General features: G+C 70.9%; 11 protein-coding genes. 4 read left to right on the forward strand and 7 right to left on the reverse strand.

Annotated elements, in window-relative coordinates; all coding sequences use genetic code 11:
- Window positions 1-1,282 precede the first annotated feature (1,282 nt).
- From ABZ016_RS07520 to ABZ016_RS07540, 5 genes are all read right to left on the reverse strand, one after another.
- A complete protein-coding gene (locus tag ABZ016_RS07520) occupies window positions 1,283-2,284 on the reverse strand; it encodes a helix-turn-helix transcriptional regulator (RefSeq protein WP_356915597.1) in 1,002 nt (333 codons plus the stop codon).
- 97 nt (window positions 2,285-2,381) lie between these two features.
- Window positions 2,382-6,059, reverse strand: coding sequence for a S8 family serine peptidase (locus ABZ016_RS07525; RefSeq protein WP_356915598.1), 3,678 nt, complete (start codon window positions 6,057-6,059; stop codon window positions 2,382-2,384).
- Window positions 6,060-6,288: 229 nt separating this feature from the next.
- The gene (locus ABZ016_RS07530; RefSeq protein ID WP_356915599.1) at window positions 6,289-6,600 is read right to left on the reverse strand and encodes an ANTAR domain-containing protein; all 312 of its coding nucleotides are present in this window, start codon (window positions 6,598-6,600) and stop codon (window positions 6,289-6,291) included.
- Window positions 6,512-7,708 (reverse strand): PP2C family protein-serine/threonine phosphatase, encoded by a 1,197-nt coding sequence (locus tag ABZ016_RS07535; RefSeq protein ID WP_356915600.1) that lies wholly within the window; start codon window positions 7,706-7,708, stop codon window positions 6,512-6,514. The genes ABZ016_RS07530 and ABZ016_RS07535 overlap by 89 nt, the downstream gene beginning before the upstream one ends.
- A gap of 166 nt (window positions 7,709-7,874) precedes the next feature.
- Window positions 7,875-9,776 (reverse strand): NAD-binding lipoprotein, encoded by a 1,902-nt coding sequence (locus ABZ016_RS07540; protein ID WP_356915601.1) that lies wholly within the window; start codon window positions 9,774-9,776, stop codon window positions 7,875-7,877.
- A 220-nt stretch (window positions 9,777-9,996) separates the two neighbouring features.
- On the opposite strand from ABZ016_RS07540, the gene ABZ016_RS07545 reads away from it, so the two are divergent.
- From ABZ016_RS07545 to ABZ016_RS07555, 3 genes are all read left to right on the forward strand, one after another.
- Window positions 9,997-12,018, forward strand: coding sequence for an NAD(P)/FAD-dependent oxidoreductase (locus tag ABZ016_RS07545; protein ID WP_356915602.1), 2,022 nt, complete (start codon window positions 9,997-9,999; stop codon window positions 12,016-12,018).
- Window positions 12,019-12,294, forward strand: a complete 276-nt coding sequence (locus ABZ016_RS07550; protein WP_356915603.1) for a hypothetical protein — start codon at window positions 12,019-12,021, stop codon at window positions 12,292-12,294.
- Window positions 12,295-12,718: 424 nt separating this feature from the next.
- Window positions 12,719-13,030 carry a hypothetical protein gene (locus tag ABZ016_RS07555; RefSeq protein WP_356915604.1) on the forward strand — a complete coding sequence of 104 codons (312 nt, stop codon included), beginning with the start codon at window positions 12,719-12,721 and terminating at the stop codon, window positions 13,028-13,030.
- A gap of 13 nt (window positions 13,031-13,043) precedes the next feature.
- Here the strand turns inward: ABZ016_RS07555 and ABZ016_RS07560 are convergent, their stop codons facing one another.
- Both ABZ016_RS07560 and ABZ016_RS07565 read right to left on the reverse strand, forming a co-directional pair.
- Complete coding sequence (locus ABZ016_RS07560; RefSeq protein ID WP_356915605.1) at window positions 13,044-13,760, reverse strand: response regulator; 717 nt, start codon at window positions 13,758-13,760, stop codon at window positions 13,044-13,046.
- Complete coding sequence (locus ABZ016_RS07565; RefSeq protein WP_356915606.1) at window positions 13,757-15,388, reverse strand: ATP-binding protein; 1,632 nt, start codon at window positions 15,386-15,388, stop codon at window positions 13,757-13,759. Before ABZ016_RS07565 ends, ABZ016_RS07560 begins: the two co-directional genes overlap by 4 nt.
- Before the next feature lie 97 nt (window positions 15,389-15,485).
- Between ABZ016_RS07565 and ABZ016_RS07570 the strand changes: the two genes are divergently transcribed.
- Window positions 15,486-16,469 carry a tripartite tricarboxylate transporter substrate binding protein gene (locus ABZ016_RS07570; RefSeq protein WP_356915607.1) on the forward strand — a complete coding sequence of 328 codons (984 nt, stop codon included), beginning with the start codon at window positions 15,486-15,488 and terminating at the stop codon, window positions 16,467-16,469.

Raw genomic sequence — 16,469 nt, forward strand, 5'->3', positions numbered from 1 at the left:
CGCTCCATCGCTTCGCGCACCGAGCGTGGCAGGGGAACCTCCCGGAACTCCCCCGCCTTGCGATGCTTGAGCTTCGCCGGCTTATGCGTGTTGGAGTGGGTCTGCTCGTGCACCCGGTACACGTCGTCGGCCACGACATTGTTGATGTTCACCGCCCGGGCTTCCCCGTTCCGCAAGCCGCAGCCCACCATCATGACGATCTCAAGCGCGAGACCTTCGTCCGCGGCTGTGAGCGCCTTCTTCGCGTCGAGTACTCCGTCAGCTTGCGTTGACGAGGCCGCCACTGCTTCGCGTATTCCGCGATCGTCTGCTGACCGAGTTCGCGGCGCACCTCGGCGACGGATGGCGCCGTTGTCTTCTTCTCCGCGTAGATCTGCCCGAGACGCTCGGTAGCGTCGTCCTGCGTCTCGTAGCCGGCCCCTTCACGCTGCTTGCCGAGAGCGTCCCGGAACCGAATCGTGTACGGGGGCGGGCAACGGGTCGGCCTGGAACAACCGTCCTTGAAGAACGACCCCATCCCACGAGCCAGCTGTCGAGCCACGCATCAAGCCTTTCGAGCAGGGCGATGAGCGGCGCAGGAGGCCCCTGCCGTAGGCGCAGGTCAGCAAGCCGGACACCGTCTGGCCTGATGCTGACCTTTTGCTGACCTGGAGGCCGCTATCAGGGCTCTGACCTGCGAAAACACCCAACCGCTAGATCTTGGACTTGAACATGGTACGCAACATCGGGGTACTCCCAGAGGTAGGCTCCCTGCCTGCCTTTTCGCAGGTCAAGGGCTGTTACCGATTTTCCTGGTGCATCGCCAGGCGAGCGCAGGTGAGCTTCGCCGTTCTCCCGGAGCACGACGACGGCCCAAGCCTACGCAGCGCCAACCGAACGGTGTCCGTGACCGCCGTCACTCGGGCGTTCTGGACGGTGGTAAGAGGCGAAGACGGTCGGCCGGCAGTCGGGCCACGCGCCGCCATGGATCAAGTGTGTCGACACCGGCGCGGAGACGTGGACACGGCCATCGGCGCCTACCTGGCCGCACACCAGACCGACTCCGGGCCCGGCCCGGCCGAGGCCCGGTCGGCGATCGCGGTGGACGGCAAGGCGCTGCAAGGCTCCGCCCCCGCCACGCCCCGGGGCCACCGCCATCTGCTCTCGGCTGTCGCCCCCGCCCCCGCCCCCGCCCCCGCGGGCGCCGTGACCCAGCGGGAGGGTGGACTCCAAGACCAACGGGACCGCCGCTTTCCGGCTGCTGCCGGCCGAGCTGGACGTGGGGGAAGGGACTGTTGCGGCCCTACACCCAGCCGCGTTGGGAAGCCCGCATCCCCAGCTGGAACCTGCTCGCCGCACCCAGCCGCTCCTGCAGCTCGCTCACCCGCCGCCGCAGGGTCCGCAGACTCACCCCCAGATGGCGAGCCACCGCTTCGTCCTTCATCCCGGCCGCCAGCAGCCGGATCAACGTCCTCTCGCCGGCGGAGAGTTCACCGCCGTCGGCCGCCTGACCCAGCGGCGTCGCCTGCTGCCAGGCCAGCTCGAAGAGCTTCTGCAGGGCTTCGGTCACCGCCGAGTGCCACACCACTACGGCACAGTAGCCGCCGGCCACGGAGGCGTTCAGCGGCAGCAGCGCCCGGCATCCGTCGACCACCAGCAGCTTCACCGGCACGGAGGGCAACACCCGGGCCTGCTCGCCGAGTTCGACCATCCTCAAGGCGCGGGACAGGACTTTCGGATCCTCCAGGCCGGTCGCCGCGTAGATCCCGCGAGAGACGATCCCGCGACTGAGCAGATCGGCCTGGAGATCCACCTGCGGAGCGGGCGGGGCGAGATACGGCGGAGTGTCGAAAAGGCACACCTCGTGCTCTGCGCGCGCGTACATCTCCTCCAGGCGGGCCGCGATGGCGCCCTCGCCGGAGGCCACCTCGACCAGCCGGGACGGCTCCTCGCGCAGCAGCCCCGCCTCGTACGCGGTCGCCATCTCCTCGGCGGTGGCGGCCAGCAGCTCGGACTCCGTCTCGCGCCGCCGGATCAGCGCGCGGATCGCCACCCGCGGGTCGACCGCCCGTAACCCGCCCATGGAGTCCGGTGGTTGCAGCAGCCCGAGCGTGAGCAGCCGGTTGCAGGCCTCGCGGACCCGGGCCGGAGAGGAACCGGTCAGCAACGCCCAGCCGGCCGCTCCGGCGTCGGGCTGGTTGAGGATCGCCTGGTACAGCAGCTCGTCGAAGGCGGAGACCCCCACCGCGGCCCAGGGGCTCGCGGCAGGGGTCTGGCCTGCCGTGTCGTTTGCCGTGTTCACCATGGCTCGGCACGGTAGGCGATCTTTGTTACGGCTGTTAACGGGCTTGGGACACCGGTGACTTCAGGCCGATCACTTCAGGTCACCTACGTCGAGCCGGCTACTTCAGACCGAACGCCCGCAGTACGGTCTGGTCGACCGCGTTGCCGTTCCGGTCGGCGGCCCGCACGCGCAGCGACACGAACTCGGCGCGCTTCGGATGCCTGAGTTCCAGCTCGCCGCGCTTGACCTTCACCTCCTTCCAGGACGTGCCGTCGTCGTAGGAGACCCATGCCTTCAGGTCGGCGGCCGTGACGCTGCCCGACTGCGTGCGCACGGCGAGTCCGAGCACCGACTTCTGCTTGCGGTCGACGCGGTTGAGGAAGTCGAGCCCGTCCGCGTCGTAGTCGACCGAGAGCAGCGGCAGCGCCGTCCGCTGGTCGGTGTGCGCCGAGGTGAAGGACCATTCGGTGTGGGTGCCGGTGGAGTACGCGGCCCAGCCGGCCGTGCGCCGCGTGTCGAGCACGAGGCGGTACGCGGCCTTCGCCGCCGGGACGTCGAAGGTGCCGAGTCCGCCGAGTGCGGTGTCGCCGACCAGCTGTCCGTCCTTGTACAGCGTGCCCTTCGCGGTGTCCTGGGCGTTGTCCACCGAGCCGTAGTGACCCGGTGCGGAGTCACTCAACTCCGGGACCGAGAAGGTGAGTTTGTCGCCGGTGCGCTGGGAGAGGCCGTACTGCTCACTGGCCGCCGGGCGGACGACTTGGCGCAGCCAGTCCTCGGAGGGCAGCTTGCCCGCCTTGTCGAAGGTCCGCAGGGAATCCCACTGAGGCTTGGTGGCGTTCGTGTCGGGATAGACGGCGTGCCAGATCCGGCTGTCGGAGACGTTGTAGTACTCGGTGCGCTTGGTGCCGAGCCGCACATTGTTGGTGGTCGCGATGTCGGCCTTCTGCCAGGGACGGTACCGGTACACGGCGTCCTTGCCGACCTGGCCGGCCCGGCCCGCGTGGTAGCGAACGGTCTGCTTCACCGTGTTGGAGCCGTTCAGGTTGTACGTCTGGTTGGCCGAGACAGCGCCCGCCTGCGGGAACATCACGCTGTACACGAACGGGCTGACCGCGGTGCCCTTCAGCCTCAGCTTGACCTGCTTCCCGCTCTTGAGCAGGGCACCGAGCTTCGCACCGTCCTCGCCGGTGGCCGTCAGCAGCGGGATGGTCGCGCTCTTCACCCAGGAGATCCAGTACCCGGGCGTCTCGCGGTAGGCGAGGACGTAACCGGCCCCGGCGGCGGTCGCGTTGGCCAGCGCCTCGTCCGCCGTCGCGCCGGCACGCACCCGGACGACCGCCACCTTGCCCTTGACGTCGAGCCCGTCGAAGTCGGCCGCGGTGCCGCTGCCCGCGTCCACCGCCCGGACCGTGTGGTCACCGCTGATCTTCACCGGGAAACCGCTGGACGTCTGTGCGTAGTCGAGGGGCAGCGCGTACTTCTCGGGGCTGGTGACGCTCGCCGTCAGCTCCTTGGCGTACAGACGGAATTTGGAGGAGAACTCGAACATGCCCTGGGTGACCTTCTTGGTGGGCGCCACGTAGATGTGGTCGGTCCACCAGTTCTGGCTGTAGGTCAGGCCCCAGGCAGTGCCCGGGCCCTCCCGGTGCCAGTTGGTGCTGAAGCCCTGGAACTCGGAGTCCTCCTTGGTCTTCGGCTTGATCTCGACCGCCGTACGGGCGTCGAGGACGAGCTCGGTGTCGCCGTCGACCTTGATCTCCGGATCGCCGACGACCGAGGTGGCGATCTCCAGTCCGGCCGCGTCCCGCTGCGAGATCCAGGACGCCATGCTGTACGTACCGGCAGGCACCTTGAACGTGTAGCCGCTGCCGAGGAACCCGTACGTGTCCGGATACGCGCCGTTCAGTTCCTGAAGCATGAAGACCGACGCCGAGGTGGACGGCTTGCCGTCCCGGCCCACCAGCGACACCTTCAGGTCATAGGTCTTCGCCAGCTTCTCGAAGCCGATGGCGGTGGTGACCCGGACGCCGTCGGCGCTCGCGGTGATGTGGCCCGTGTACCGGCCCGTCGCCTCCTCGGCCGGGTCGACCGTGACTCCGACGGTCGCGGTGCCCTTCGCCGGGACGGTCACGGTGTCCGCGTTCAGGGCGGCATCGGGGAGGGACGAGACAACCTTCAACTCCACCGCTTTGCCGGTGGTGTTGGTGTAGGTGATGTCCTTGTTGTCGGCTTCGGTGTCGCTCTCCTCGTACGTACCGAAACTCAGGGCCGGCGTCGCGAAGACGCCCTGGTTGACGGCCCGTACGGCGTCGACCCGGCCGTCACCCTGCTCGAACACGGAGTTGACGGTGTTCGTCTTCGCGGTGGTCGCCAGCGCCTGCTTGATCTGCTGGCCCGTCCAGTCGGGGTGGGCCTGGGCGACCAGCGCGGCGGCGCCGGCGACATGCGGGGTCGCCATCGACGTACCGCTCGACGTCGTGTAGTAGTCGTCGACCGGCGTGCCCATGGTGGTGCCGGCCGCACGGGCGGCGGTGATGGCCGCGCCGGGCGCGGTGATCTCCGGCTTGACCGCCCAGTCGCCGAGACGTGGTCCCCGGCTCGAGAACGAGGCCAGCTTGTCGGCCTTGTCGACCGCGCCGACCGTCAGCGCCGAGTCGGCGATGCCCGGGGTGCCGAGGGTTTGCTCGGACGGGCCGGAGTTGCCTGCCGCGATCACGAAGAGGGTGCCGGTGGACGCGGACAGCTCGTCGACGGTCTCACTCAGCGCGTCCGAGGGGCCGGACGCGTCACCGCCCAACGACATCGACACGATCTTCGCGCCGGAGCGCGCCGCCCACTCCATGCCCGCGATGATCCAGGAGTCCTGGCCGCGGCCGTCGTTGCCCAGCACCTTGCCGACCAGCAGCTCCGTGCCCGGCGCCACACCCTTGCGCTTGCCCTGCGAGGCAGCGCCCGAGCCGACGATCGTGGACGCCACATGGGTGCCGTGGCCGTGGCCGTCCTGCACCGCCTGGTCCGGCACGAAGCTCTGCGTCTCGCCGATCTTCCCGGAGAGATCCGGATGACCGGCGTCCACACCGGTGTCCAGGACGGCGACCTTGACGCCCTTGCCGTCGTAGCCCGACTTCCACACCTCGGGCGCGCCGATCTGCGGCACGCTCACATCGAGGGACGCCTCGACCTTGCCGTCCAGCCAGAGCTTGTCGATGCCCTCGCCGAGTTGCTTCGCGGCCTTCGTGGTGGGTTCGGTGCCGAGCGCGGGGGCGATGTCCGACCAGAAGGCGGTCGACTTCTTCGCGCTGAGTGCGGCGCCGTCGATCGTGGGCAGCGCGAGCGTCCGGCGCGCGCCGTCGGGGGTCGCACTGCCCTTCGTGTACGTCGCGATCACCGGGGTGGTGCCGGTCTTCGCGTCGGCGTACCCCTGCTGCACGAGCTGGGTGACGTTGAAGAGGGCCGGGTCGAGGCGGCCCGCGTTCACCAGCGGGATCGCGTCCGCAGGCAGGACACTGACCTCGCCGTCCTTCTCGCTCGACACGAAGGTGGCGGCCTCACGCCCTTTGCCACGCTGCACGTCGACGGCGTACTTGCCGTCCGGGCCGACGCTGAGCGACACGGTGTCGCCGGTGATGAGGGTGACGGTCTGCGTCTTCGTGGCCGCGGTCCCGGCGCTGCTTCGCTTGGGCGCGTCGTCGGGTGCGGTGACCCGCGGTCCGGAATCGGCCGTGGCGGGCGTGATCGCGCCCGTGAGTAGTCCTGCCGCTCCTGCCACTGCCCAGAGGGCGTGGAGTCTTCGCATGGGTGGCGTCCTCCCCTGAACGCTGACAACGCTTCCGGCCTGGTCAGCGGAAGCCAGTGATCAGAGTGAGCGCTGCGCGGAAATCGGCTCAAGGGAATCCTGTGGCCGAGGAGTGCCAACGCCCTCTTCGGCCAAGGGACCTTATGAGGTCGAGGGTGCCCCAGTGGCCGGGCTGCTCGGTGACGATGCGCCACGCCTGTGTGATGACGCAATGCCCGAACCGGCCCCCCTACCGGGGCTCCTCCGGTGCGTCTCCCGGCATGCACCGTCGCATCGCTGCTTCCAGTTCCTGGAGCACGGGTTCCGGCAGTGGGTGGGAGACTTCGCGCAGCGTCTCGAAGGCGGCGGAAGGCGAAATGCCGTGCACCGCGGTGAGAACACCGATGGCCCGGACGACCGTTGAGTGGGAGTCGACCGCATGCGAGGTCCCTTCGCCGAGACCCTTCTGCCGGTCACCTCTGAGTAGGCCGGGGTTGCGCCGGTTGGGGGCCGTGCCAGTCCAGGCACAGGACGGTGGCGTCGTCTCTCGGCGGACGGCCACCGTAGGAGTCGGCGACCGCGGCGACCATGGTGCGCACGACCTCGCGGGGGTGCTCGACGCCGGTCTCGCGCATGAGGCGGGGCAGGTCGACCGTCTCGGCCTGGCGTTCCTGCATGCCGTCGGTATAGAGCACGAGACGGTCGCCGGGGCGCAGGTCGAGGTTCTGTACCTGGTGGGGGCCCTGTCCGACGACACCGAAGGGCAGGTTCACGTCCAGACGCAGTTCCTCGACCGTGCCGTCGCGCAGTCGCAACGGCCAGGGGTGGCCGGCGTTGACGAGCTGGGCGCTGCTGCCGTCCAGGGCGATGCGCACCAGCTGGCCGGTGGCGAAGGTCTTCCGGCCGTGGTCGACCAGGGCCTGGTGGGTTTGGCGGGCCTGTTCGGCAAGGCCGGTGCCGGCGCGGCGGGCGCCGCGGGAGGCGTTGACGAGGAGGGTGGCCATGAGGGAGGCGTCGACGTCGTGGCCCATGGCGTCGGTGATGGACAGGTGCAGGGTGTCCTCGTCGAGGGAGTAGTCGTAGGTGTCACCGGCGATGTCCGAGGCCGGCACCAGGGCGCCAGCGAGGGCGAATTCGGCGGCCTCGCACGAGGAGGCCGAGGGCAGGAGCTGGCGCTGGATCTCCGCTGCCAGGCTGACCGAGGTGGTGCGGTTGCCCCAGTGGTAGAGGTCGGTGAAGCGGCGGTCGGTGACGATGATGTACGCCAGCGCGTGCGCGGCCTCCTCGACCTGCTCCAGCACGTCCTCCGTCACTTCGGTGAGGAACACCTCCAGTACACCGATGGCGTCACCCCGGTTGGTGACCGGGGCCAGAACCCGCTGCCCCTGCCCGTCCTCCGACGCCCGCACTGGTTTCTGGGTGCGCAGGACCTTGTCGTAGAGGCCGCTGCCGGCGAGCGGGACCTGCTCGGTGCGGCGCTCGTGCTGCGCACTTTTGCTGTCGCTTACCCGCAGCAGGCGCCGGCCCACGACGTCGACGAACAGGAACGACACGTACCGCGCGCCGAACCGGTCACGCAGATTACGCGCCACGACATCGAGGGAGCCCACCGGCGCGGCATTCTCCGCCGCCGCCAACACATCCGCCAGCCCCATCCGATCACGCAACACATCAGCCTCCCTGGTTACGGATCCTCCTTCCCGCCGACGCGACAAGCATTGCCGCCGTTCCAACTCCGTCAGCACGCAGGCGCGCCTTGAGTGATGCGGCGACGCGCTCGGCCACGGCCGTATGGGCCCATGCATCCGTCAGCCCACATGCTGCCGACGCCGTCCGTCAGTCCTTGCCGACGACGACCACCTCGTCCCCGGCCGCCCAGCGGCGCCGCTCGGGCTTGGGTGGGTTGATCCGCACGCCGTAGCCGGGGCTCGTCGACGCGTCGTCGTGGCTGCGGTATCCGATGGCGCACTCACCTCGTTGCCGGGCCGCGGCCACCACCGTGGCGAAGGCCGTCTCACATCCCGGCAGCACGTAGTCGGTGGCCGGTCGCAGGCGAATGCCGGTGCCCTCGGCCGAGAAGAGTTCCTCGAAGACCGCTGCCAGGTGCCGGTTCTGGGAGATCTGTGCCATGAGCAGGCCGATGAGCTTGCCACTGATGATCACGTCCGCGCCGGGACCGATGGGGGCCAGTGCCCGGTTGCGGTCGTCGATCAGCTCGGTGACGACCGGCAGTTCGCGCCCGGTGGCTTCCTCCAGCTGACGCAGCAGCAGGAGGGTGACCAGCGTGCGGTTGTCGGGATCGCCCGCCGGCTGTTCGGGGGCGGGCTCCCGGCCGAGCACGATCACACTGTCGTAGGAGTGAACGTCCAGACGTCGCAGGGTCTCGGGACGGGTGACGTCCCCGTGGTGCAGTGTCAGGGTCAGGCCGGTGCCGCCGTGCGCCTCGGCCTCGCTCACCTGCCGGACCGTCGCCGCGTCGCCGTCGTCCGCCACCACGTCGACGGCTGATCCGGGCCGGGCACGGCGGCGCAACTGGTCGACTATGAGCGGCGCACGGCGGTTCCAGCCCAGCAGGAGGACCCGCTCAGGCCGCGTGGGCGTCGCGGGGCCGGAGGCCATCGCCGCCTTCTCGACCGACTCCGCGCAGTCGTCGAGCCAGACCGTGTCGTCGTCGCGGGAGATGACGATGAGCAGGTCGTCCGGAGCGATGGGCGTCTGCGCCGGCGGGTTGAGCAGGGGGGCGCCTCCTCGCATGATCCCGACGACGGTCGACGTCGAGTAGGCCAGCAGCGCGTCGCCGAACGGCCGGCCGGCCAGGGCCGGCTCGGTGATCAGGTAGAACTCGTCGCCGGCGAAGTCGAGGAGCTCCTGGTGGACCAGGGAGAGGCCGGGGCCGCGCGCGGCCTGGACGATCAGCCGCGCGGTGACGTTGTCGCTCTCCAGGACGACACCGCCCGGTCCGGCGGCGAGAGAGGCGGCCAGGCGGTAGCGGTCGTCCCGGACGACGGCGACGACGGGCGGACGGGAGCCCTCCCCGGCCAGGGCCGCCCTGAGCGCCAGCAGCGTCTTGACCACCTCGGCGTCCGCGTCGGGCTCGTCGTGGGGCAGGACCAGCACCACGCCGGCCGCGGCCGGGCTGGTCAGGGTGAGTACCGACGGGTCGGTGGTGGGGCCGCTGCGGCAGATCAGCCGTGTCCGGCCGACAGGACCCACCTTGGTGCTCAGGGCCACTTCCATGGCGGTCTTGTCCCGGTCGGCCAGCACGGCCACCGCCGCGCGAGGCTGGTTGGCGCCCGCGGCCACCAGTTCGCCCACCACCGTGAAGACCTGCTCCGACCACCCCAGGACCACGGCGTGGCCTTGTTCGAGCACGGTGGAACGGCCCCGTCGCAACTCGGTGAGCCGCTCCGTGAGCGCCGTGGTGATCAGGCCGACGAGCGTCGAGACGTACAGCAGGGCGACCAGGGCGAGCAGTACCGACATCGTCACGCGCAGCGGCGGCCCCGTGGCACCGCCCAGCCGCAGCGTCTCCCCGGTGAGGTGCCACACCTGCGCCAGCCGGTCCGCCGGGGACGCCGGCGCGTCGGGGTCGGTCCACACCAGCACGGCACTGGCCGGGACGACGACGGCCAGACACAACAGCGCCATCCAGCCGACGAGCGCGGACGCACCGCGGGCCAGCGTGCTGTCGAACCAGTAGCGGGCTCTGTCACCGAACCGGGTGTGCCGCTGCGCCACCTCTCCCCTCCCCCTTCGTCGCCCCGCGCTCCTGGGGCAGTCTGGGAGATCGATCGCAGCGGAAGACGGAGTTCGCCCGGCATTCATCCCTTCGGGTCCCCCGAGCCGTCCATGCCGGACGGACGTGTGTGACGTCAGGGTTTGTCGCGTCTTCGCTCCTTCGAGTCAACGCCGGTGCGAAGCGCGGGTGCCTGGTGGCGGCCGCCAGTACAAAAGCCGCATGACTGAAGATCACGCGGTTGTACGCGCAGACGGCGGTCTCTCCCGGAGGGGCTTCGCGGCGGCGGCCGGCACGGCCACAGTGGCGACGGCCCTCACCGGCGGTACCTCCGCGGCTCTCCCCGCAGCGGCCCCAGTGGCCGCACCGGCCGCTCCCGCCGCGCCGGGCGAGCGTCGTGGCGCCGACTTCGAACGGTGCCTCGCCGTCGCTCGCGCACTGCTCGTACTGGACTCCGACGACCGCCCCCTCGTCCCGCGTTACCAGCGCGTCCTCCACAAGGGGCTGCCGGCCCAGCGGCGGACACGTCCCAAGAACGTCCTGGTCATCGGCGCCGGTCCGGCCGGTCTCGTGGCTGCCTGGCTGCTGAGGGAGGCAGGGCACCGTGTGACGGTGCTGGAGGCCAACGGCAACCGCGCGGGCGGACGCATCAAGACCTTCCGCAAGGGCGGGCACGAACACGCCGACCAGCCCTTCGCCGATCCCCGCCAGTACGCCGAGGCCGGCGCGATGCGCATCCCTGCCAGCCATCCCCTGGTGATGGAGCTGATCGACCAGTTCGGCCTGAAGAAGCGGCGCTTCCACTATGTCGACGTCGACGCCGAAGGGCGTCCCGCCGCCCGCACCTGGATCCACGTCAACGGGATCCGTGTGCGGCGCGCCGACTACGCCCGCGCGCCCCGGCGCGTGAACCGCTCCTTCGGTGTCCCCAAGGCCCACTGGGACACCCCCGCCGCCACCATCCTGCGCTCCGCGCTGGACCCGGTGCGCGACGAGTTCAGCTACGTCGGCAAAGACGGCAAGCGGGTCGGCAAGCCGCTCCCCGAGCGGTTGCGGGGCTGGGCGCGTGTGGTGCAGCGGTTCGGTGACTGGTCGATGTTCCGCTTCCTGACCGAGCACGCGGGTCTCGACGAGCGGACCATCGACCTGATCGGCACCCTCGAGAACCTCACCTCACGCCTTCCGCTGTCCTTCATCCACAGCTTCATCGGCTCCTCCCTCATCAGTCCGGACACGCCCTTCTACGAGCTGGAGGGCGGCACGGCCGTACTGCCGGACGCCCTTCTCGAACGCGTACGCAAGGACGTGCGGTTCGACCGGCGTGTCACGCGGATCGCCTACCACCACCCCGACCGTCCGTCGCCGGACGGCGGACACGTCCGGAGCAAGGGCCCGCACGTATGGGTGGACACCGTGTCCGAGGGACGCGACGGTCCCGTCGTGCGCGAACAGTTCACGGCGGACGTCGCCGTGGTCACGGTGCCGTTCTCCGGACTGCGCCACGTACAGATCGCCCCGCCCCTGTCGTACGGCAAGCGCCGCGCGGTCTGCGAGCTGCACTACGACAGCGCGACCAAGGTGCTGCTGGAATTCAGCCGCCGCTGGTGGGAGTTCGACGAGGCCGACTGGAAGCGCGAGCTGAACGCCGTCGACCCGGGCCTGTACGAGGCCTACCGCACCGGCCGCGCCGCCTCCGACGGCAGCCTGCTCGGCGCTCACCCCTCCGTGCCCGCCGGGCACATCACGACGGGTCAGCGCACCCACTACGCCGCCAACCGCGCGGTCACCCGCGAGCAGCCGGAGGCGGTCGACGTCGTGGGGGGCGGCTCGGTGTCGGACAACGCCAACCGGTTCATGTTCCACCCCTCCCACCCGGTTCCGGGCAGCCCGGGGGGTGTCGTCCTGGCCTCCTACAGCTGGGCGGACGACGCGCTGCGCTGGGACTCCCTGGACGACGAGGCTCGCTACCCGCACGCCCTGTGCGGCCTGCAGCAGGTCTACGGACAGCGCGTCGAGGTCTTCTACACCGGCGCCGGCCGCACGCAGAGCTGGCTGCGCGATCCCTACGCCTACGGTGAGGCGTCCGTGCTCCTGCCCGGTCAGCACACCGAGTTGCTGTCCGCCATTCCGGCGCCCGAGGGTCCGTTGCACTTCGCGGGGGACCACACGTCCGTCAAGCCGGCGTGGATCGAGGGAGCCGTGGAGTCCGCCGTGCGGGCCGCCTTGGAGATCCATGGCGCGTGAGTGGCGTGGCCCCCGGGCCCACGGCACCGCCCCTGGCCCCGGCGCACCGACGCCGGGGCCGTCGGGCTCCCGTCACACGTCCGAACACCCGGCCGTCAACAGGAGCTGCCGCAGGACGACGAGCTACCACAGGACGAAGAGCTACCGCAGGACGAAGAACTGCCGCAGGACGAAGAGCTGCCGCCGGAGCAGGAGGACGAGCCGCCGCAGGAAGAACCGGACGGCGAGCTGTCGCAGGCGTCACTCGCGGCGTACCAGGACGAATCGCTGGAGTAGGTGCCGACGCCTCCTGCCACCACGGCGCCGCTGCTCGCCGGCCGTACCCCGTGTCCCGGCTCCCAGCCGTACTCGGACGCCTGCCAGCCCAGATCGTCCCAGGCGCGCCGCCAGGCGCGACGCATGAGCCAAGCACAGAGCACAACCACCCCCGGCACGGCAACGGCCAGCACGACCAGAGCAGTCACCATCACGTCCCCCCCTTCCACCGGGCCGGGTGCCCGGGTGCCCGTACCATGCCCTCCGCCCTTGCGATGTCAATCTCCCCTTGAGCAAACCAAGAGGTTCTCCAGGCGGGCGCCGTGAAACTTCTGTGCGCGAGGAGGAGACTTTAAGTTTCAAACTTCAAATGCGTCGTGGCAGCTGCGACAGTGAGTCCCACGGGGGCGACACATGACGTCATGTCACAGCACCGGGACGACAGTTGGCCTACCACGACCAGTACCAGCGGACAGCCGGCGCCTTCCTGAGCCCCGTCCTCGGATGGGTCCTGGCGCTCACCGGCGCGGTGGTGCTTCCGCTCGCCGCCGCGACCGCGCTCGAGCCGGACGTCGGGCAGTGGCGTGATCACAGCCCGGGCGTCTACACCGTGAAGGTCGCTGAGGAGGCGCCCGGGAAACCGGGCGCCTCGGCGCCGCGGGGCCGGGGCGGTGCCGCCGCGACGGTCTCCGCCCCGACCCCCGCGCCCTCACCCCTGCCGGCGCCGGCCCCTCCGTCGGGTGGCGACCCTCCGTAAGGCGGCTTCCGGGTCAGGCCCGCCAGACGTAGCGCCGTTCCGGACGCCCGGCCACGCCGTAGCGCAGGGACACCTCCGCGCGGCCGACGGTGTGGAAGTGCTCCAGGTAGCGGCGGGCGCTCACGCGGGAGACGCCCGTCAGCGCCGCGCACTCGGTGGCTGACAGGGTGCCCTCCGCCGCGCGCAGGGCCCGTTCGACCAGTTCCGCGGTCTCCACGCTCATCCCCTTGGGCAGAGTGGGGGCCGGTGCGGGGACGATCGCTCCGGCCAGGACACGGTCCACGTCCGCCTGGCCCCGTACGACGGCCGTGAGCAGCCGGCCCCGCTGGGCGGCGTAGCGCTCCAGGCGGGGGCGCAGGTCCTCGAAGTCGAAGGGTTTGAGGAGGTAGTCGACCACGCCGCGGCGGACGGCGCCGCGTACCGTGTCGGCCTCCTGCGCGGCGCTGATGACCATGACGTCGCAGTCGGGGCCGGCGGTGCGCAGCCGGGGGATGACGTCGAGGCCGAAGATGTCGGGGAGATACAGGTCGAGCAGGACGAGGTCGGGGCGCAGCGCGCCCACGGCCTCGATCGCCTGGCCGCCGGTGTGGGCCGTGCCGACGACGCGGAACGGCTCGACGCGTTCGACGAACGTGCGGTGGACCCGGGCGACCATGAAGTCGTCGTCGACGACGAGGACGTCGATGCCGTCCGCGGTTCCGTGCACCCTGTCGCGTGTTCCGGTGGTCATGGGGCCACTCCTTCCGCCAGTGCGTCGGTGAGCCGGCCGACGGTCAGGCGTGCGGTGAACACGGCCCCGTCGGGGGTGTTGGCCACCGAGATCTCACCCCCGTGCCGTTCGCAGACCAGCTTGGTCAGGGCCAGTCCGATGCCCCGCTCTCCCTCACGCGCGGCCTTGGTGGTGAAGCCGTGCGAGAACACCTCGCGGGCCAGTTCGGGGGCCACACCCGGCCCGGAGTCGCGGACCACGATCTCCACGCTGGAGGCGTCCTGCCGCAGCGCCACCTCGACCCACCGCTCCCCGTCCGGGGCGGCGGCGTCGACGGCGTTGTCCACGAGGTTGCCCACCACGGTCGCCACGTCGGCGGCGTCCTCCGGGGCCAGCCGCTCCAGCGCGGTGTCGTCCGAGATGCGCAGGCGGACCTTCCGTTCGGCCGCGAGGGACGCCTTGGCCATCAGCAGCGCCGCCACGGCGGTGTCCCGGACACGGCGGCTGAGGGTGACGTCGAGCGACTGGCGTCGCTGGTTCAGCGCGCGGATGTAGCGCACGACTTCGTCCTGCTCGCCGATCTGGATCAGCCCCGAGATGGTGTGCAACTGGTTGGCGAACTCGTGGGCCTGTGCCCGCAGCAGCTCCGAGGAGCTGCGGAAGGACCCGATCTCTCGTTCCAGCCGGGCCAGTTCGGTGCGGTCGCGCAGGGTGGTGACGGAGCCGAGGAGCCGGCCGTCCTTGGTGACGGTCATCCGGTTCATCACCAGGACCCGGCCGTGGCGGACGACGACCTCGTCCGGCTCACCGGCGGCGGTGGTGCCGGCCAGCACGTCCCGCAGCCGTCCTTCGATGCCCAGGCCGTCCAGGCTCTGGCCGACGCAGTCCTCGGGCAGGTCGAGCAGGCGGCGGCCCATGTCGTTGACGAGGGTGAGCCGTTGCTGCGGGTCCAGGGCGACCACGCCCTCGGCGATCCCGTACAGCATCGCCTCCCGGTGCTCGGCGAGTCCGGCGATCTCCCGTGGCTCCAGCCCGAGGGTCTGCCGCTTCACCCGCCGGGCGAGCAGCCAGGAGCCCGCCACGCCGAGTCCGCTGGCGATGCCCAGATAGGCGAGCAGGTACGAGGAGGCGCCGCTGAGGCGCTGCCACACCGTCGGATCGGCCTCACCGATCATCACCGTGCCGAGGATCCGGCCTAGGTTCTCCTCCGTCGCACCGAGGACGGGGACCTGGGCGGCCAGCTCGCGGTTGCCGTCCAGGGTCAGCTGCCCGGACCAGCCGCGCCCCGGGAGGGCGCCCCGCCGCGGGGGCAGCCGCTCGCCGACCACCGTGGGATTGGTGGAGCTGACGATCCGGCCGGCGGCGTCGGCCACCGTCACCGAGGTCACTCCGGACTGCGCCTGTGTGGCGTGCACCAGCGGGGCGAGCGTCTCCCCGGGGGCGGGGCGCACCAGCTGGCTGCGTATCAGCGGGTTCGCGGCCAGCTGTTCGGCCAGTGCGCTCACCCGGCGTCCTTCGACGCGGTTGAAGGTGGCCTGCGACTGGGCGAGCGAGACCGCGGCGACCGCCAGCAGCACCACCACGACGATGGCGAGCTGGAGCACCAGCATCTCGCCCGCGAGCGAATGGCGACGGAAGGTGGCGACCACAACGAACTCAATCTTTACTGCTGACACAAGTGGGGCGGCTCATGTGCCGAGTCGCACAATCATGACCCCGGCCAGGGAAAACCGGAAGTGAGGTGGCATGAGACGTCCCGCACGCGCTCTGCGCGGCGCCTTCGCCGCCCTGGTCCTGCTGGTGGCCTGCGGATGCGGGGGGTGGCCGGGCGACGGGCCGGCACGGGATCTGCGGCTCATGGTGCCGAACACTCCCGGCGGGGGCTACGACACCACGGCCCGCACCGCGGCCAGGGTGATGGAGGAGAGCGGCATCGCCTCCGACGTGCAGGTGTTCAACCTGCCGGGGGCCGGGGGCACGGTGGGGCTGCAGCGCCTCGCCGACGAGAAGGGCAACGGCGATCTCGCGCTGCAGATGGGGCTGGGCGTGGTGGGCGCCTCGCACGCGGCCGGGTCACGGGTGACCGTCACCAAGACCACCCCGATCGCCCGCCTGATCGAGGAGGCCGGCGCGGTCGTGGTGCGCGCGGACTCGCCGTACCGGACGATCGGCGCTCTGGTGGACGCCTGGCGCGAGGACCCCGGCCGGCTCAGGGTGGGCGGTGGTTCCTCCGTCGGCGGGCCCGACCATCTCCTGCCGATGGAGCTGGCGCAGGCGGTGGGCATCGACCCGAGGAAGGTCCGCTACGTGCCGTACGACGGCGGGGGCGGTGATCTGCTGCCCGCACTGCTGGAGGGCCGGGTCGACGTCGCCACCAGCGGGTTCGGCGAGTTCCTCGACCAGCGGCGCGGCGGCCGGGTGCGGGTCCTCGCCGTCACCGGTGAACGGCCGGTGGGTGTCCTGCCGGGCGTCCCGACGCTGAAGTCCTCCGGGATCGACCTGGTCTTCGACAACTGGCGGGGCATCGTGGCCCCGCCCGGCATCAGCGACAGCGACCGGCGGCGCTGGGTCGAGGCGCTGACCGAGCTGCACGCCTCCCGCCGGTGGCAGGAGGAGCTCCGACGGCACGGCTGGACCGACGTGTTCGCCACCGGCCGCGCCTTCGAGTCCTTCCTCGCCCGGCAGGACGCGCAGGTCGCCGGTCTCGTCCGCCGTCTCGGACGACCGTGA

The sequence above is a fragment of the Streptomyces sp. NPDC006372 genome, from assembly GCF_040612515.1.
Classification (GTDB): Bacteria; Actinomycetota; Actinomycetes; order Streptomycetales; family Streptomycetaceae; genus Streptomyces.